At 55.9% G+C, this 19,190-nt stretch carries 15 protein-coding genes; 2 read left to right on the forward strand and 13 right to left on the reverse strand.

Annotated elements, in window-relative coordinates; translation table 11 throughout:
- Positions 1–128 precede the first annotated feature (128 nt).
- From IEX96_RS03335 to IEX96_RS03350, 4 genes are all read right to left on the reverse strand, one after another.
- A complete protein-coding gene (locus IEX96_RS03335) occupies positions 129–530 on the reverse strand; it encodes a Ros/MucR family transcriptional regulator (protein ID WP_373293740.1) in 402 nt (133 codons plus the stop codon).
- A gap of 149 nt (positions 531–679) precedes the next feature.
- Positions 680–1,153, reverse strand: coding sequence for a GNAT family N-acetyltransferase (locus IEX96_RS03340; protein ID WP_150004238.1), 474 nt, complete (start codon positions 1,151–1,153; stop codon positions 680–682).
- Positions 1,150–1,863, reverse strand: a complete 714-nt coding sequence (gene tsaB / locus IEX96_RS03345) for a tRNA (adenosine(37)-N6)-threonylcarbamoyltransferase complex dimerization subunit type 1 TsaB (protein ID WP_150004239.1) — start codon at positions 1,861–1,863, stop codon at positions 1,150–1,152. The genes IEX96_RS03340 and tsaB overlap by 4 nt, the downstream gene beginning before the upstream one ends.
- A complete protein-coding gene (locus IEX96_RS03350) occupies positions 1,864–2,457 on the reverse strand; it encodes a malonic semialdehyde reductase (RefSeq protein WP_150004240.1) in 594 nt (197 codons plus the stop codon).
- 154 nt (positions 2,458–2,611) lie between these two features.
- Here IEX96_RS03350 and IEX96_RS03355 point away from each other — a divergent pair, with 154 nt between their 5' ends.
- Positions 2,612–3,655 (forward strand): polysaccharide deacetylase family protein, encoded by a 1,044-nt coding sequence (locus tag IEX96_RS03355; RefSeq protein ID WP_188873476.1) that lies wholly within the window; start codon positions 2,612–2,614, stop codon positions 3,653–3,655.
- A gap of 13 nt (positions 3,656–3,668) precedes the next feature.
- On the opposite strand, the gene IEX96_RS03360 is transcribed toward IEX96_RS03355, so the two are convergent.
- From IEX96_RS03360 to mutS, 7 genes are all read right to left on the reverse strand, one after another.
- Entirely contained in the window at positions 3,669–4,238 is a 570-nt protein-coding gene (locus IEX96_RS03360) for a NifU family protein (RefSeq protein ID WP_150004242.1), read from the reverse strand.
- A 153-nt stretch (positions 4,239–4,391) separates the two neighbouring features.
- Positions 4,392–4,901, reverse strand: coding sequence for a universal stress protein (locus IEX96_RS03365; RefSeq protein ID WP_150004243.1), 510 nt, complete (start codon positions 4,899–4,901; stop codon positions 4,392–4,394).
- 82 nt (positions 4,902–4,983) lie between these two features.
- Positions 4,984–5,640, reverse strand: coding sequence for a DUF4136 domain-containing protein (locus IEX96_RS03370; protein WP_150004244.1), 657 nt, complete (start codon positions 5,638–5,640; stop codon positions 4,984–4,986).
- A gap of 214 nt (positions 5,641–5,854) precedes the next feature.
- On the reverse strand, positions 5,855–6,892 hold the full coding sequence (gene trpS, locus IEX96_RS03375; RefSeq protein ID WP_149999934.1) for a tryptophan--tRNA ligase: 1,038 nt from the start codon (positions 6,890–6,892) through the stop codon (positions 5,855–5,857).
- A gap of 111 nt (positions 6,893–7,003) precedes the next feature.
- The gene (murJ, locus tag IEX96_RS03380; protein WP_150004245.1) at positions 7,004–8,551 is read right to left on the reverse strand and encodes a murein biosynthesis integral membrane protein MurJ; all 1,548 of its coding nucleotides are present in this window, start codon (positions 8,549–8,551) and stop codon (positions 7,004–7,006) included.
- Positions 8,552–8,590: 39 nt separating this feature from the next.
- Complete coding sequence (locus tag IEX96_RS03385) at positions 8,591–11,374, reverse strand: [protein-PII] uridylyltransferase (protein ID WP_150004246.1); 2,784 nt, start codon at positions 11,372–11,374, stop codon at positions 8,591–8,593.
- 64 nt (positions 11,375–11,438) lie between these two features.
- The gene (gene mutS / locus IEX96_RS03390; RefSeq protein WP_229773500.1) at positions 11,439–14,171 is read right to left on the reverse strand and encodes a DNA mismatch repair protein MutS; all 2,733 of its coding nucleotides are present in this window, start codon (positions 14,169–14,171) and stop codon (positions 11,439–11,441) included.
- Positions 14,172–14,345: 174 nt separating this feature from the next.
- Here mutS and IEX96_RS03395 point away from each other — a divergent pair, with 174 nt between their 5' ends.
- Entirely contained in the window at positions 14,346–16,613 is a 2,268-nt protein-coding gene (locus tag IEX96_RS03395) for an NADP-dependent malic enzyme (RefSeq protein ID WP_150004247.1), read from the forward strand.
- Between the two features lie 21 nt (positions 16,614–16,634).
- Here the strand turns inward: IEX96_RS03395 and IEX96_RS03400 are convergent, their stop codons facing one another.
- Complete coding sequence (locus IEX96_RS03400) at positions 16,635–17,531, reverse strand: GNAT family N-acetyltransferase (RefSeq protein WP_150004248.1); 897 nt, start codon at positions 17,529–17,531, stop codon at positions 16,635–16,637.
- 145 nt (positions 17,532–17,676) lie between these two features.
- Positions 17,677–19,167, reverse strand: a complete 1,491-nt coding sequence (locus tag IEX96_RS03405; protein WP_188873477.1) for an AmpG family muropeptide MFS transporter — start codon at positions 19,165–19,167, stop codon at positions 17,677–17,679.
- Positions 19,168–19,190: the final 23 nt, after the last annotated feature.

The following is a 19,190-nucleotide window of genomic DNA, read 5'->3' on the forward strand; positions in this document are numbered from 1 at the left end:
TTCTCTCCGCAGTTTTATGAACAGCGCACACTATACCGCATTCGCAGCATTGCTCCAGCCAATCAAAAAAGGCCAGAGCAACTTTCCTTATTCAGGCATATTCACCGCATCAAAAGGCGGTATCGCGCCTAGCTTTTGCGGCGGCGGGTTCCCAAGCCAATTTTCTTGGCCAGCTCTTGGCGTTGCTTGGCATAATTCGGGGCAACCATTGGATAATCCGCTGGCAGACCCCAGCGCTCGCGATAATCTTCGGGAGTCATGTCATAGCGGGTCTTGAGATACCGTTTGAGCATTTTCAGCTTTTTGCCGTCTTCAAGACAGATCACGAAATCCGGGGTTACCGATTTCTTGATAGGAACGGCAGGTTCTGGCCGTTCTGCCTCAACAACAGCATCTTCCGACCCGATTGCCCGCAAGGCACCATAGACATCTGCGATCAATTTAGGCAGTTCGGATACGGGCACAGAATTGTTGGAAAGATGAGAAACGACAATATCTGTCGTCAAAGCAAGCAATTCATCATTTTGCAAAATGCTATCTCCTGAAGCTGCCCTTCAAGTCCACTCCTGTTTCAGGGGGACAAAAAGTCAAAATTGATAGTAATCCATGCCTGATATACAGTAACTCATGTATACTTCAAGAGATCAATTCAACAATGATGTTTATTTTTATTTTTAAATTAATCAGGGGCACAGGCCATGGTCACCGCATCTCTAAATCCACCATCGGCCAATTGATAATAACGGGGCCGCCGCCCGATCTGCTTAAAGCCATGATCTTTATAAAAAGCGCGGGCGGCTTCATTATCTTCACGGACCTCTAAAAACAGTTGTCGGGCGGCCCGGTTTTTACACAAACCCAAAAGATACGCCAACAAAGACCGTGCCACGCCGGTTCGGCGGGCCTGCACCAAAACACCCAAAGACAACAGCTCACATTCATCAGCGGCAAAGCGCACCATGGCATAGCCCAATGGTTCATCCAGCCGGCAGGCCACCAAACCCAATACACCGGGCATCCGCAGCACCTCGGACAGCTCGCTCCCTCCCCAGCGTTCACCCGTATCGGGGGGGAAACTGCCATGATGCAAAGCGGTCAGCACGTCTGCCCCCTCGATCCCGATTTGATGCAAAGACAAAGGCGCAGCGGTCATGACGGGTCCAGCCGTGTCAAGCCGGGGCGGGTGGACTGCTTGGCATCGGGGGGGCGCAGATAAAAAGGAGAGGGCAATGCATCATGTTCCCGGCGCCCGTACTTTACGGTCACTGTTTGTGCGGCCAGATGCACCAAAGCCGCCGCCAATCCTTCGGGGGCCACCATCATCCGGGCATGGGGCATCCGCATGGCCAATTTTTCTGCCCCGCTGCCAATGATCCCGCCGCGCCAATCGGCATAAAGCGCCGCTATATCCTCAAGCTCCGATAAAGCCGGAGCGCTGATCGATTGTCCTTTTTTATCAAAACTTTGACAATAAAGCTGATCCCCGCGCGCCGCCAAAGCCACCAGAACCAGCTGATCTGTTGTCTCTTGCTCCACCAAAGTCCGGGCCGCAAAAGCCAGGGCTTCAAAGGTGGTGAACCCGATGGCGGGAACAGACAAAGCCAAAGCCAATCCCCGGGCCGCGGCGATGCCCACCCGCACACCGGCAAAGCTGCCCGGCCCTGTGGTAACGGCAATATGGCTAATATGGGCCATCTCAAGCCCTTGCTGCCGCACCAGATCATCGATCATCGGCAACAAAGCCTCTGCCTGCCCACGCCGCATGGCTTTGGTCAATATGTGCGGCACGCCGCCCTCTTTCAAAAGGGCGACGGAGCAACTTTGCGCACCTGTATCAAAGGCCAGATACACGGGGGTCATCATTCAGAGCACTTGGCAAGCATCATCAAAGGCCAATCTGGGGCTGCGCGGGAAGAGCTCATCGGTCGAGCCATAGCCAATGGCGCACAGGAAATTGGATTTGATCTGGCTATCGGGGAAAAATTCCGCATCCACAGCTTTATTGTCAAAGCCGCTCATCGGGCCGCAATCAAGGCCAAGCGCCCGGGCCGCCAGCATCAGATAGGCGCCTTGCAAAGTGGAATTGCGAAAGGCTGTTTGATGGGCCACATCCGCATCATGGGCAAACCAGTCCCGTGCCTCGGGATTATGGGGGAACAATTGCGGGATTTTATCGTAAAACTCCGCATCCCATGCCACAATGGCAACCACCGGCGCTGTCATGACCTTGATCGCATTGCTGCCCATCACAAGGGGTTTCAACCGTGCTTTCGCTGCTTCGCTTTGCAGGAAAACAAACCGCGCCGGAGAACAATTGGCGCTGGTCGGTCCCCACTTGAGCAAATCATATAAGGCCTGTAGCGTTTCACCACTGACCAGCTTGTCCTGCCAACGATTATAGGACCGGGCCTTTCGAAACAGGGTATCAAGAGCGGTAGGATTCAACGGGCTGCTCATAAAGACCTCTTTTGATCATGAGGATGGGTTGAGGAATGGACCAGCAATGACGCCAGAACAGACCAGACAAACAAGGTTCCCCGCTTTTAACCGATCCTGCGCTTTGGTCAAATGGGCGCGGCCTTTTGCCCTTGCTCTTTTGGGACTGGTCCCCATGCTTCTTGGTGCGCCGGCCACTCAGGCACAAGCACAGCCCGGCCCGGCCATGCCGGAAAGTCTGGCGCAAAGCGATCAGCATGATGCGGTCATCCTGATCTATCACCGCTTTGGCGAGAACACCATTCCATCAACCAATATTCGCATTGAGCAATTCAAAGAGCAGCTTGAAAGCCTGAAAAACGGTGGCCATCACGTTTTGCCCTTGTCCGAAATCATTGCCGCCTTCAAAAGCGGCAAGGCCTTACCGGAAAAAGCCGTCGCCATCACCATTGATGATGCTTATGCCTCGTTCAAAACACAGGGATGGCCCTTATTGAAAGACTATGGCTTTCCCGCCACCTTGTTTGTTGCCACCGACCCTGTGGATCAAAAACTGCCCGGATATCTAAGCTGGAACGATCTGCGCACCCTTCAGGCGGAAGGGGTCACCATTGGCCATCATGGGGCCGCCCATCTGCATATGGTCGATGAAGGGGTGAAGGCCGCCCGTGCCGATATAGACCGTGCCAGCGCCCGCTTTCGTGCCGAGCTGGGGGCCATTCCCTCTCTGTTTGCATGGCCTTATGGGGAATATAGCCCTGCCCTTATCCGCATGGCCCAAGAGAGGGGATTCGAGGCCGCCTTGGCGCAATATTCCGGTGTTGCCGCCATGTGGGACGACCCTTTCGCGCTGCCGCGTTTCCCTTTTAATGAACGTTATGCAACGCCAGAGCGTTTCCATCTGATTTCCAATGCGCGGGCCTTGCCGGTGATCGATATGATCCCCAAAGGCCCTCTCTTGATAGAGGGCGACACCAACCCGCCCGCTTATGGGTTCAGCCTGCCATATCCGGTCCCCGGTCTTTCGGCGCTGGCCTGCTATCCCAGCCACGCAAAGCAGGCCCAGATCCAGCAGCTTGGCAGCCGCCGGGTTGAAGTGCGCATCGACCGGCCCTTTCCCGCAGGCCGCAACCGGATCAATTGTACTTTACCCGGCCCGGATCGCCGCTGGTATTGGCTGGGGAAATTCATCTATGTGCCCGGCAATCCGGTGGATTAGGTGCTCCAGCAGATCAGGCGATGGGGCGCACTTCGGTAATTTCCGGGATATAATAGCGCAACAGATTCTCGATTCCCTGCTTCAAGGTCATGGTGGAGCTGGGACAACCCGCACAAGCGCCTTGCATATGCAGATACACAACGCCTTCCTGAAATCCGTGGAAGGTGATGTCACCCCCATCCCGGGCCACGGCGGGGCGTACTTTTTCATCCAGAAGCACTTTGATTTGATTGACAATCTCCGCGTCTGCCGGGTCGCCTTCCATTTCCGAAGGCCCTGCCGGCATCACCTGCGCCCCTTCCAACAAGGTTGGCGCACCAGAGGTGAAATGCTGCATCACTGCACCCAGAATGTCCGGCTTGAGCTGCTCCCAGCCTTGGGAGTCGGATTTGGTCACGGTGATGAAGTCGCCCCCCATGAACACCGCCTCGACGCCAGAGACACGGAAAATCGCATCCGCCAATGGTGAGACTTTGGCCTGCTCGGCATCGGTAAAATCAGCGGTTCCGCTGTCCAGGACCGTGCGGCCGGGCAAAAATTTCAGGGTCGCCGGATTGGGCGTTTGTTCTGTCTGGATAAACATGGGGCACCTCTTCAAATTGCTCCGCTTATGTGGAGACAAGCAAGGCATAGGTCAAGGAAAGCAGATGAATTTCATCCGATTTTCTTCAGCCTCAACAGAAAGGATCTCATGCATTTACAAACGGGGGCTTCGGCCACCGCCATCATTATGCGGTTAAACCAGCCGATCGATGGTTTCTGGCTCCAGCGTACCGGGTACGATCACAACGGGACAGGGCAAATTGGCCGCCATGGGGCCAGAGAAATAATCCACCAACGGCCCCGGTTCACCGCCCGCACTGGCCGCCAAAACAAGGGCGAACAGATCCTGACGTTCTTTGATAAATTTATGCAGCTCTTCTTTGGGCGGGCCTTCACGCACAACGATTTCCGGTTTCACCCCGGAATAGGCATAAATGCGCGCCGCCACATCTTCCAGCATGGCTTGTGCCTGCGACAGCCCCTCGTCCCGCATCCGGTCTGCCACCGCTTTCCAGTGCTGAAAGTCACCGGGGGCCACCGCATGGAACAAGATGATGCCGCCCCCAACAATATGGCCCGCACGCCCCGAAGCAAAGCGAATGGCCAGTTGCGCTTCTTCGCTTTCATCCACCACAACCACGAAATTGCGGGGATGATCCGAGATCGGGCCTAAAGAGCGATGGTCAGCAATATCCGTTGTCATGGTGCGATGGTGGCAAGCCGCACGGGCTTGCGCAAGTCAAGAAACGCCGCAACAGGAAAAAATTATCATCCGGCCATCACGCTCAATAACCGGTTGAAGAAGATTTCGAGCCTTTGGGCAATTTCAGCTCAACCGTCTGGGTTTGGCCGCTTTGGCCGGGGAAACCGGTAAACATGGCCTGCACCAGAAAGGGCATCACCGACGGCACATCATTATTGCTGATGGTGGTATCCGCGCGGCCTTCAAAGACCACTTCATCATTTGAACGAACCATGGCAACGGTCATGCGCACCGAATGTACGGTAACGGAATAGACCTGATTGCCACCATAGCCGTACCCGCCATAGCCACCATAATATCCGCCATAATAGGATGAACGGAACCCATAGGGATGGAAGAAGCCATGTCCGTAATAAGGATAACCGCCATAATAATTGGGGCGCGAAAAGACCTTTTCACGGCCCTCTGACACCAGCCAGTCAAATTCGACGGTGATATCCGCATCCCCTTCTGTGGGGCGGTAGCCGGCATCGATCAATTGCGCCCGCACCAAACCGGCATATTGCTCGAATTCAAGGCTGCCTTGCTTATCAGGGTCAATAGCAACGATTTTCACCGTTTGCTGTTGCGGGGCAGAAAGCCGGTGAAACCGGGCCACATCGGCTTCAAAAGTGCGCGCACAGCCCGCAAGCACAAAAGCGGATAACAGCAAAATCGCCGTAATTAATCGATATGGCATGGCAGTTCCGTCCTTTTTATGATCCTGTTTGCGCGACCAAGATGCATCCCACACTTGCGCAGATAACAATCATTTTAATCTGCACAGGCTAACATACAAGGCTGAACCGACGATGAATTCCGGCAAGGCCATCCTTAAAACGCTCTGTTCATAAGCCTCTATAGAACATATGGCCGCAATTTTGCGCAGCGCAAGCCAACGGCCTCATCAAATTTTAGCGCGCCCGACGCCCTAAAAAGCCAACGGTTTCGCGCACCTCTTCCATTACCGGCAAAGCCAAAGCCGCCGCCCGATCCGCCCCTTCACTCAAAATAGCATCGATCTCGGCGGGATCGTTCATCAAACGGCTCATTTCCTGCGTGATCGGCGACAGCTTTGCCACAGCCAGATCCACCAATGCCTTTTTAAACGGCGCAAAATCTGTCCCACCGAACTCCGCCAGCGTTTTCTCAAGGCTTTGGTCGGACAAAGCCGCATAAATGCCCAGCAGATTATTGGCTTCTGGCCGCTCCGCCAAATCCGCAACACTGTCGGGTAATGGATGGGGATCGGTTTTGGCCTTGCGAATTTTACGGGCAATGCTATCGGCATCATCGGTAAGATTAAGCCGCGACGCATCCGACGGATCGGATTTGCTCATTTTCTTGGAGCCGTCCCGCAGACTCATGATCCGCGCCCCTTCTTTCTGGATTACCGGCTCCACCAGCGGGAACACCTCACGGCCATAATCATTATTGAATTTCATGGCGATATCGCGGGTCAGCTCCAGATGCTGTTTTTGATCTTCGCCCACCGGCACATGGCTGGCTTTATAGGCCAGAATATCCGCCGCCATCAGATTGGGATAAACAAACAGCCCGGCGCTGGCTTTCTCGCGGTTTTTGCCCGCCTTGTCCTTGAATTGTGTCATGCGGTTCAGCCAGCCGATGCGGGCCACGCAATTAAACACCCAAGCCAATTCGCCATGGGCGGCCACCTGGCTTTGATTGAACAAAACCGAACGCTTGGGATCGACCCCCGACGCAATATAAGCCGCCGCCGCCTCACGGGTTTGACGGATCAGCTCTTGCGGATCTTGCCAAACGGTGATGGCGTGCAAATCCACCACGCAATAAATACATTCATAATCGTCTTGCAGCTTGGCCCAATTACGAAACGCCCCCAGATAATTTCCCAAATGCATGGAGCCGGATGGCTGGGCACCAGAAAAAATGCGGTTTTTGGGCAAGGATACCGGACGATCTTCGGTCATAGGGGCGCTCACTGCAAAAGGATGTGATAGCAAAACACAGGCTCAAACGAGACATAGGCTCAAAAGTGCCGAACCTTATGGCAATGGCCGCCCCCAAGGTCAACTGTCCGGCTATCGCCAATTTTTTATTTCGGACAGGCGAAAGGCTCCCAATATCAGGCTCGCCACACCATAAACACCAAGGCCGCTGACCACCAAGAGCGCCGCCTGCCCCACCTGCATCGCCTTGGATGCCCCACGCCCGGCCCCAAAGAAATGATCCAGACCAAACAACACCGCCGCCATAAAGCCACAGCTCGCAATCACCCGAAGCAAGCGGCTTTTAAGGCGGGCATCAAGGGCAAACTGGCCACGACGATGCAAATTGAGATAAAGCAGCGCCGCATTCAGCCAAGCGGCAATGCTGGTGGCCAATGCCAGCCCCACATGGCGCAACGGCCCCATCAGCAAAAGATTGAGCACCAGATTGGTGACAAGCGCCAATAGGGCAATTTTCACCGGCGTTTTCATATCTTCACGGGCATAAAAGCCCGGCACCAGAACCTTGATCAGAACAAAAGCGGGCAAGCCAGCGGCAAAAGCGGCCAAAGCCCATGCGGTGGCCTGACTATCATCTGCGGTAAACGCCCCATGCTGGAACAGCGCCGAAATCAAGGGCTGGGGAACAATTGCCAAGGCAAAGGCCGCGGGCAGGGTGAGAAACAGAGCAAATTCAATGGCCCGATTATGATGATGGATAGCCTCCACAGCCGAGCCCCCCGCCAAAGTGCGTGAAAGATGCGGCAACAGCACCGTGCCTACGGCAATGCCGATCACTCCCAAGGGCAATTGATTAAGCCGGTCTGCATAAAACAAGAATGACAAAGACCCTTCGGGCAGCATCGATGCCAAAATCACATCAATCATCAGGTTGATCTGTGTCATGCCCGCCCCTAATGCCACCGGCAGCATCACGGTAAGCAGTCTCTTGACCGCCGGTGTCAGTTTTGGGCGCGGCAAAGAGAGGGAAAACCCCATCCGGTGGGCGCCATAAAGCAGCAACAGCAATTGCACAACACCGGCAAGGCTGACCGCAATGGCCAACGCTTTGGCGGTCATGATGGCAGTGTCATGGAACAAAAGCAGCGAGGAAATCAGCACCAAATTAAGCAAGATAGGTGCCGCCGCCGCTTCAGAAAACCGCCCCAAGCCATTCAAAATACCGGAAAAAAGCGATACCAGGGAAATCAACAGCAAATAGGGAAACGTAAGCCGTGTCAGATCTACCGCCAGCGCAAATTTCTCTGGCTGGTCGGCAAATCCGGGGGCCAGAACAAGCATTGCCCATGGCATGACCGCTTGCATCAATCCCGTGAAAACCAACAGGATTGGCAGCAAAACAGCCAAGGCCTCCTGGGCAAAAATCCGGGCATTATGGCGGCTCGTCGGGGTGGGGTCGCGCCCCAGAATTCTGGAAAACAAGGGCACAAAGGCCGAAGAAAACGCCCCTTCCGCAAACAGACGGCGGAAGAAATTGGGTAATTTGAACGCCACGAAAAAGCAATCTGCCGCCAGCCCTGCACCCAGAAACTGCGCCATCAAAACATCGCGCATAAAGCCCAGAATACGGCTCATCAGCGTAAAAGAGCCTACGGTGGAGAATGCCCGCATCATGCTCATAAGGCAGAAAACCCGGCCACAGCCTGCCAAAACACCATCTTAGCCCCCATGGGCTTTGGCACCCATCCGGCGGCGATGCTCGTGACTGAAAGGCAGGTCGCCCAAAGACGCCGCCAGCAATTTCTTTTCAATATTGGCAATGCGTTGCGCCCCGGTAATTTTCTGCCCTTCCAGATCCTGCACATAAAACACATCCACCGCCCGCTCGCCATAGGTTGCCACATGCGCAGAAAAAATCGACAAACGCATCCGCGAAAGGGCGCGGGTCAGATCATAAAGCAGTCCGATACGATCGCGGGCATTCACCTCGATCACCGTAGCCCGGTTGGACGCCCGGTTATCGATCAGGATCAGCGGCTCCACCGTGAATACCGCCATGCGTTTTTTAAGCGCATTGGTTTTGCGTTTCAGATTTTCATCTGCAGGCAATTTGTTCACCACAGCACGGCGCACCGAGCGTTCCATCTGCGCCAGCTTGTGCGGATCGGAAAAAGCCGAGCCATCCATGGACTGGATGCGGAAATTATCCAGAGCCTTTCCATCATTTGTGGTGTGGATCTTGGCATCCACCACCGATGCTCCAGCCACGGCAAATGCCCCTGAAAGCCGTGCAAACAAGCCGGGCCGGTCACGGGTAAACACCCCCACTTCGGTCATATCCTGAAAGGCATTCACCGACAGCATCACCCCCACTTCCTCACCTGTACTTTCGGTTTCGCGAATAAGACGGGCATTATGTTCGTGGGTGTTGCTGTCTTCGGCAATCCAATAGCTGTCATGCAGGCGGCTCATATGGATTTCGCGGCTGCGTTTGGGCCAATCGCCCAGCCGAGACGCCAATTCCGCTTTTTTGCTATCTACCCGTTCCTTGCGGCCGGTTGTGGCATGGCCGGCGATCAACACCTCTTCCGCCTGATCATAAAGATCGCGCAAAAGCTGGCCTTTCCAGCCATTCCACACACCGGGACCAACGGCCCGGATATCCACCACCGTCAAGATGATCAGCAGTTTTAGCCGCTCCGGGCTTTTCACCGCCTTGCAAAAATCAAGGATGGTCTTGCGATCCGCCAAATCGCGTTTGAAGGCCGTGTGGCTCATCAGCAAATGCCACCGCACCAGCCACGCCACCAGATCCGTTTCCGCCGCCGTCAAACCCAAGCGCGGACACAAGGTACGGGCGATACGCTCTCCGGTTTTGGAATGATCCTCCTGCCTGCCCTTGGCGATATCATGCAAAAGCACCGCCACATAAAGCACCCGGCGCGACACCAGTTTATGGATCAATGCCGTGGACATGGGGTGTTCGTCAGCCAACTCCCCCCGTTCGATCTTTGCCAGCAAACCGATGGCATGGATGGTATGCTCGTCCACCGTATAATGGTGATACATATCATATTGCATTTGCGCCACCACCCGCCCGAAATCCGGCACGAAACGGCCAAACACACCGGCTTCATTCATGCGGCGCAAATTCAGTTCGGGATGGTCCTTCGAGGTCAGCACCTCCATAAATGCCTTATTGGCCGCCGGGTCTTCCCGCACGGTTTTATCGATCAATGCCAAATGGCGCCCGATATGGCGTAACGCATTGGGGTGGATATCAAAGCCCGATTGATGCGCCGCCGCAAAAATTTCGATCATCTTGCGCGGATCTTTTACAAACAGCGCATCCCCCGACACATTGAGCCGGTTACCATCCACCCGAAAGCCGCGGATACGGCGCTTGGGGCGTAAGGCTTTCAAAGAAAACATCGATGTTTTCTCTTGCCGGTCTTCCAGAACCGCGCAAACCACACGGGTCAGATCCCCCACCTGCTTGGCCACCAGAAAATAATGCTTCATGAAGCGTTCAACGCCAGACAAGCCGGGGCGATCGCGGTAATTGAGCCGCCGCGCCAATTCCGGCTGGACATCGAAGGTCAACCGCTCTTGCGCGCGCCCCACCAGAAAGTGCAGTGACACCCGCACCGTCCATAAAAATGATTCCGCCTTGCGGAACGACTGCAGTTCTTCAGGCGCCAAAATGCCTTCCAACACCAGATCGCGGGGCCGGTGCACATCATAAAGAAATTTGGTCATCCAGAACAAAGTGTGCAAATCCCGCAGGCCGCCCTTACCATCCTTCAGATTGGGTTCCACCACATAGCGGCTATCCCCCATACGGCTATGGCGGGCATCCCGTTCCGCCAGTTTTTGCTCCACAAACAGCCGCCCCTGCCCTTCTAGCACCTCTTTTCGGTAGCGGCTGTCCAGCGCGTCAAACAGCGCACGATCCCCCACCAGCATCCGCCGTTCCAGCAGCGCCGTTTTCACCGAAAGATCTTTTTGCGCCATCCGCACGCAATCACCGGGCGAGCGCACCGCCTGCCCCACCTTCAGCCCCATATCCCACAGGGTATACAGCATGAACTCCACCACCTGTTCATGCCAGACCGTTGATTTATAAGGATAAAGAAACAACAGATCGAGATCCGAGAACGGGGCCAGCTCGCTGCGGCCATAGCCGCCCGTCGCCACCACCGCCAAACGCTCGCTATCGGTGGGATTGTGGCACGGATAAAGATGGTGCACTGCCACATCATACAAGCCTTCCACCAGCTTGTCCGCCAGATAGCTGAAAGACGCGGCCAAGGTGCGGCCATTGGTGCCATCTTGTTCATGGCGTTGCTTTAATTCTGCAAAGCCGTCCTTCCACGCCGTTTTGGCAACATCCAGAATCCGGGCGCGGCGGTCACGGGATTCAGGCTGGGTTGCCGCTTTGGCCAGCGCCTCCACAAAGGCTCCATAATCAATGATCTGACGCTTCTTCAAGATCTTGACCATGGCCGCCCTTCCTGTTGAATGCCCAAAATCCGGGGCCGGTATATCCCTTTATCCGTGCCTATTGTCACCCATCCGACAAAGTCTTCAAGTGATAGATCAGATCATGGGCCTGTTTGGGGCTAAGTTCATCGGGATTGATGTCTAAAAGCGCCTCTCTTACGGGATCGGCCGGAACCGCAGATCCGGCCTCGTCAGACAGCCTGTCGGCCATTTGGAACAATGGCAGATCGCCCAGGACACCGCGCACCGGAGCACCATGGCCCTGCGCTTCCAATTCCGCCAGAACCTGCCGCGCCCGCGCCACCACAGAGGCCGGCAGGCCCGCCAGCTTTGCCACCTGAATACCGTAAGACCGGTCCGCCGCGCCATGGGCCACTTCATGCAAGAACACCACATCTCCCTGCCATTCCTTCACCCGCATAGAGCGTAAGGCCATTTTCGGAAGCCGCTCCTTGAGCGTCGAAAGTTCGTGATAATGGGTTGCAAACAAAGCGCGGGCGCGGTTTTTTTCATAAAGATGCTCCACCGCAGCCCAGGCAATGGACAAACCATCAAATGTCGCGGTGCCACGGCCAATCTCGTCCAGGATCACCAAGGACCGTTCGGTGGCCTGATTCAGAATTGCTGCGGTTTCCACCATTTCCACCATGAAGGTAGAGCGCCCCTGCGCAAGATCGTCAGAGGCACCGACCCGGCTGAACAAGCGGTCCACAATGCCGATACGCGCCGCTTGGGCCGGCACATAGCTGCCACTTTGGGCCAAGATGGCAATCAACGCATTCTGGCGCAAAAATGTGGATTTCCCCGCCATATTGGGACCGGTAATCAACCATAGCCGGGTTTCGGGGCCAAGGTCGCAATCATTGGCCACGAAGGGGCCCTCATCGGCCTTGCGCAGCGCCGCTTCCACCACCGGATGCCGCCCGCCCACAATATCGAATGCACAATCGGCGGTGATCTCGGGCCGTGTCCAGCGTTCGGTGACGGCCACCTCTGCCAAGGCGGCCGATACATCAAAAACCGCCAAGGCCTGGGCCGTTTGCGACAAAGCCGCCCACGCATCCGATATATAGGCCAATAAGCGATCGAACAAATCCTGTTCCATCGCCAGCGCCCGATCGCCCGCCTGGGTGATCTTGCTTGCAAGCTCCGCCAGTTCCGGGGTGGAAAAACGCACCGAATTGGCAAGGGTCTGGCGATGGATGAAGCGCTCGGCCAAGGGCGGTTTCATCAACGCATCGGCCGCCTTCGCCGATAGATCGATATGATAGCCCAGAACATTATTATGCTTGATTTTCAGGCCCGAAATACCGGTTTCCTGCCGATAGCGCGTCTCCAAAGCGGCAATCAACCGGCGGCTTTCATCACGCAAGGTGCGACATTCATCCAAAGCCGCATCATAACCCTTGGCGATAAAGCCTCCATCGCGCAACAAAGCGGGCGGTTCGGCCACCAAAGCCCGCGACAATTCCTCGATCAGCGCTTGATGTCCGCCCAGTGCAGCATGATCCAAGGCCAGCGCATCGGGAAGACCGGAAAAGCCGTCTTTTTGGGCTAAAAGATCGCGCACATCAGCCGCCACATTCAAAGCATCCCGCACCATGGCCAGATCACGGGGCGTTCCCCGCCCGATGGTCAAACGCGACAAGGCCCGTTCCAGATCCGGAGCGTGGCGCAAGGCTTGGCGCAGATCGGCCCGCACCGCACCATCTTCAACAAAATAATCGATCGCCGACAAACGCCCATTGATCGCCGCTTCATCCGTCAAAGGGGCGCTCAAGCGCGCCGCCAAGGCCCGGGCACCGGGGCCTGTGACCGTGCGGTCAATGGTGGCGATCAAACTGCCTTTTGCCTCACCCGCCATGGTCCGGGTCAATTCCAGACTGCGTCTGGTGGCCCCGTCGATCAACATGCTTGCCCCGCGCGGCAGTTGCGAAGGGGCCAACAAGCGCGGCAAACGGCCTTTTTGCGTCTCTTCCAAATAGCCGATCAGGGCATCATAGGCGGCCAGTTCGGCACGGCTGAAATCCCCGAAAGCATCCAACACCGCCACATCGAACAAGCTGCATAAGCGCCGTTCGCCGCGCGCACTATCGGATTGGTTTTTTTCCAGCGGTGTCAACACATCGGAAAAAGCGGCCAAAGCCACATCCAGCACCGGATCGTCCATCAAGCCGGACGCCACCAGCAATTCCCCCGGGGCAATCTGCGCCAGATCCGCTGACACAAGATCCTCTGTAGTGGGCATCGAGGTCAGCGCTCCTGTGGACATATCGGCCCAGGCCAAGGCCAATGTCCCGCCCGCTTTGACCAGCACCGTCAGATAATTATGGCGACGGGCATCCAGCAAAGTGTCTTCCGTCAGGGTGCCCGGTGTCACCAGCCGGACCACTTCGCGCTTCACCACCGATTTTGCCCCGCGCTTTTTCGCCTCCGCCGGGTCTTCGGTCTGTTCACACACAGCAACGCGGAAACCGGCGCGGATCAAGCGGGCCAGATAGCTATCCGCCGCATGGACAGGCACTCCGGCCATGGGGATATCATCCCCTTCATGCTTGCCGCGTTTGGTAAGGGTGATGTCCAGCGCCCCGGATGCTTGAACCGCATCATCGAAGAACAATTCATAGAAATCGCCCATGCGGTAAAACAACAGGCAATCGGGATATTCTGCCTTGATAGACAAATATTGCGCCATCATCGGTGTAGGAGCCACCGAAGCCTTGGATGCGGCTTTGGACGGTCCTGCAGCTTTGGCTTTGGGCTGGGCGGTTTTGACAGTGATGGCAGATTTTTTCATAAAAGAAGTGTCTCGGGGCCTTGCTATGCTGTTGGAAACACGGTCATCTAGGGCGCTGAATTGGATATTTGAAGGTTTTAGCATGCGTTGCGCCTCCATCGCCAGTTTACCATCGCGTTCAAGCTTTTGTTCGCCGTCCTGATCTTAGCCTGATTTTGCCTCCGGGAGCGCACCATGTCCGACAATGATTCGAAATTTTCCGACCGGGAAGCCCTGCGGTTTCATTCCTTCCCGAAGCCCGGAAAGATCGAAATCACGGCCACCAAGCCCATGGCCACCCAGCGCGATTTGTCTTTGGCTTATTCACCCGGCGTAGCGGTGCCGGTGAAGGCCATTGCCGAAAATCCCGATTGTATTTTTGATTATACGGCGCGCGGCAATCTTGTGGCGGTGATTTCCAACGGAACGGCAATTCTCGGGCTGGGCAATCTGGGGGCTGCCGCCTCGAAACCGGTGATGGAAGGCAAGGCGGTGCTGTTCAAGCGCTTTGCCGATATCGACGCCATCGATATCGAGCTCAATTCCGAAGATGTGGATGCCATCGTCAATGCCGTGTCCTTGATGGAGCCGAGCTTTGGCGGCATCAATTTAGAAGATATTGGTGCACCGGCATGTTTCATCATTGAACAACGCCTGCGTGAGCTTATGGATATTCCGGTTTTCCATGACGATCAGCACGGCACCGCCATCATCACCGCCGCAGGCTTTTTGAATGCTATTTATCTCACCGGCCGCGACACCAAAAAGGTGCGGGTGGTGATGAATGGCGCGGGGGCGGCGGCCATCGCCTGTGCGGAATTGCTGAAAGCGCTGGGCGTGCTCCATGAGAATCTCATCATGTGCGACAGCAAGGGTGTCATCCACACGGCCCGCGAAGACACACTGAACCAGTGGAAATCCGCCCATGCCATCGATACGGAACACAGAACGCTGGCCGATGCCATCGCCGGTGCCGATGTGTTCATCGGCCTGTCGGTAAAAGGGGCCGTTAACCGCGAAATGGTGAAAAGCATGGCCGCAAAGCCGATCATTTTCGCCATGGCCAATCCCGACCCCGAAATTTCCCCCGAAGATGTGGCCGAAGTGCGCGACGATGCCATCATGGCCACGGGCCGGTCCGATTATCCCAATCAGGTCAATAATGTTCTGGGCTTTCCTTATATTTTTCGCGGCGCTCTGGATGTGCGGGCGCGCACCATCAATGAAGAAATGAAAGTCGCCGCCGCCCATGCCTTGGCCGAACTGGCCCGTTCCGATGTACCCGATGAGGTGGCCGCCGCTTATTCCGGACGCAAATATAAATTCGGCCCGCACTATATCATCCCGGCCCCCTTCGATCCGCGGCTGATGGAATTTGTGCCGCCCCGCGTGGCACAAGCGGCCATGGACAGTGGCGTGGCCCGCAAACCCATCGAGGATATGGCCGCCTATCGTCGTCAGGTTTCAAATCGGCTCAACCCCACGGTGGGCCTTTTGGGCGAGATGTATGACATGCTCACCAGCCACGACAAGCGGGTGATTTTCGCAGAAGCCGAAGAGGACCGCATGTTGCGCGCCGCAGTGGGCTTCAAATCCGGCGGTTATGGCACCCCCATCCTGATCGGCTATGAAGATGTGGTGGCAAAAAAGCTGCGTGATCTGGGGGCCGATCCCGATGAATTTGAAATCCATTCCGCCCGCACATCAACCAAGAACGAAGCCTATACCGACTGGCTGTATAAGCGCCTGCAACGCATCGGCTATTTAAAGCGCGATGCGCAAAGGCTGGTGAACCGCGACCGCAATGTGTTTTCCGCCTGCATGCTGGCCAATGGCGATGCCGACGCCATGGTGACGGGGCTGACACGCAATTATTATCAGGCTGTCGAAAATATCCAGCTTGTGATCGACCCCAAAGCGCATATGCAGCCCTTTGGCCTGACCATCGTCATGTCACGCGAACGCACCGTCTTCATTGCCGATACGGTGATGAACGAGCGGCCCACCGGGGAGGAACTTGCCGATATTGCCCAAAATGCCGCCGCCGCCGTGCGCCATTTGGGGCATAAGCCGAGCGTTGCCCTGCTGTCTTTCTCGAACTTTGGCCAGCCAATGCGCGAAAAAGCCGATCATGTGCGCGAAGCCGTGGGTATATTGGAACAGCGCGATGTGGATTTTGAATTCGAAGGCGATATGGCCCCCGATACGGCGCTGAACCCCGACCTGTTGAAACTTTATCCCTTTGCGCGGCTATCGGGCCCGGCCAATGTTTTGGTGATGCCCGCCCTTCATTCCGCCAATATTTCCACCAAACTGGTGGGGGCTTTGGGCGGCGCAAAGGTTATCGGGCCAATCCTGTGGGGCTTTGAACGGTCCGTCCAGATCGTGCGCATGGGGTCCCATACCAGCGATGTGCTCAATATGGCGGCTTTGGCAGCCGTTGGCTCTATCGACAGGACATAAAGGGGGAAAGGATATCTGGCCTTATTCCCCAATGGCGGCGACATCTGAATCGCCGTCACCATCATTCACCGCACCCGGTGTGCCAAAGCGCACGGAATACCGCTTGGTCACCCGCTCTACCGGCAACAGGATAAACACATCGGTGGTGCCGAACTGATAGTCCACCACCGCGCCATCGCCGATAAAACAACCCAGCCGCAAATACCCCTTGATCAAGGGCGGCAAGGCACGGCGCGCCATGCGGATATCCATGCCATCGCGGGATTGCATGTTCATATCCACGAAACGATCCGGCACCGCACGCACCATGAAATCCGCGGGGCACAGATGCTCATGATAAAGATAAGACAAGGGAAGTCTCAGGCTTTCCGGATCGGTACCGTGCAAAGAGGCGCAACCGAACATATAAGCGATATTATGCTCTGCCAGATAGCCCGCAATGCCCTTCCACAAGAGGGTGATGGTGGTGTTTGTGCGGTAATCGCGGTGCACGCAAGAGCGCCCAAGCTCCAAAAGCTGGCCACCCTTGCCCATATGGGTCTGGAAGCGCTCGCCCATCAGGGGGCCAAGGTCATATTCCTGCGCTGAATAAAAGCCATCATGCTGTTCCGCCACACGCTGGCGCAACAACCGGTAGGTGCCCACCACCTGTTCGCCGCGCAGCTTGGAATGGTCGATCACCAGCAAATGATCACAGAGCGGATCATAGGCATCCATATCGCGACGCTGTCTTTGCATGTCCAATGTCGGTTGCGCCGACATTTCCTCATAGAAAATATGGTAGCGCAGCCTTTGTGCTTCCAGAATTTCCTCTTCACTGCGCGAGCACCGCACCTCCAAAGGGCCGGAGCGAGCGTAATAATCGGCATTCGCCAATGTTTGAGCGGCGACGACGGTCTCTTTTCCGGAATAATCCATAACGCGCTTTTAAGCCCTTATAGAGACAGTTTCATTACGAAGTGCCATGAAGACGTGGACCCACATTCTGCGATTCCCCAAAGTTCCCAGAACCGCGCTATTGGCCAGCAGTGTGGCCTTTTCAAGACAGTATCTCAACCCAAACCTATGTTGCGCCGCGAAGATTTGTCCGCTTAAGGCTTGATCCACGTGACAAAATCCACAGCAACAACAGCCCCGGCACGCCCACTATTCCGGACAGAATGAAAAAATAAAACCAGCCAATGCCGTCAGCCACAAAGCCCGCAGGGGCCGCCAAAAAGGTCCGCGCCACCAAAGCCACTGCCGATAACAAAGCATATTGGGTGGCGGTATAAGCATCGCTGACCAGTCTGGAAAGGAAAACAATGAAAAGGGCATTGCCCATGCCAGAGGCAAAATTCTCGAAACCGATCACCAAAGCCAGCCAGCCCCATTGCGCATCGATGATCCTGGCCGAAGATTCAGCCGCCAATGCAGGTCCCACGGTCTTCATCATCACCCAATGCTGACCGGTGCTCAAAAGCTCGCTCATACAGTAAAGCCATGAAAATCCGAAATTGGAGACGATTTGCAAGGCGGCGGCAATCCACAAAGCACGCACAAGGCCCAAGCCGCTCATCATCAGGCCACCAACGAACATGCCGATAAAAACGGCCCCCAACCCAAAGCCCTTATACACAAAGGCGATGGTGGTTTTTTCATAGCCCAGATCCCGCACAAACGGTCCCGACAAGGCCCCTGCAAAGGCATCTTGGAATTTAAACAACACCACAAAGGCCAGCACCGGCAGCAAGGTCCAGGAATAACGGCGCACCAGATCAATGAACGGACCGGCCACCAGCACATAAAGCCGCGCCAAAGCCTGTTCCAACGGCCCGCTTAGATGCGCTTTTTTCTCTAAAAACCGGTCGATTTCCGCCTGACGTTCGGCCAGCGCCTCATCGGCCTTGCGCTCTGGCTCGCCATTCATCAAAACCGCCAACAAGCCAAGCAACAATGTCAGGCTGGCCACCAGATAGGCCATCTCCCAGCCTGCCCAGTCGGCCATCCACAAAACCAGCACCCCCGCCGCCAGTCGCGCCCCCAGATACCAAGCGGTGGCATGAACAGCGGACCCACCGGCCAATTGCCGGTCGCTGAGATATTCAATGCGGTAGGCATCCACCACAATATCGAAATTGGCCGAGGCAAAAGCGACACCAACCGCCAACAAGAGACTGACCATCAAAGCATCGCCGGGGTCCACCAATGACAAAGGCACCATCAATGCCAGCAAAACAACAAGGCTGGCCGCCATCCAGCCACGCCTTTGCCCAAGGCGGCGGGTCAGCGGGCCAAGGGGGATCTGATCCACAAATGGTGCCCATAAAAACTTGATGGCATAGGCGGTGCCGATCAGGCTGGTAAGGCCAATGGTGCCGAAATCCACCCCGGCATCGGTCAGGCGAATACGAAAGGTTTCCCCCACAAGGCCAAGGGGCAGGCCGCTGGCAAAGCCGAAAAACAAAAAGGCCAGAACCCGGCGTTCCAGATACACCGACCCTGCGCCAAAGGCTTCTGCGATCCGGGCGGGCAGCACATAGCGTGCCTTCATTGGGGCCGTGTTTTGTGACATATGCGGGTCCGGTGCGATCATGA

This window comes from Iodidimonas muriae, assembly GCF_014647255.1.
In the GTDB taxonomy this organism is placed as follows: domain Bacteria; phylum Pseudomonadota; class Alphaproteobacteria; order Sphingomonadales; family Rhodothalassiaceae; genus Iodidimonas; species Iodidimonas muriae.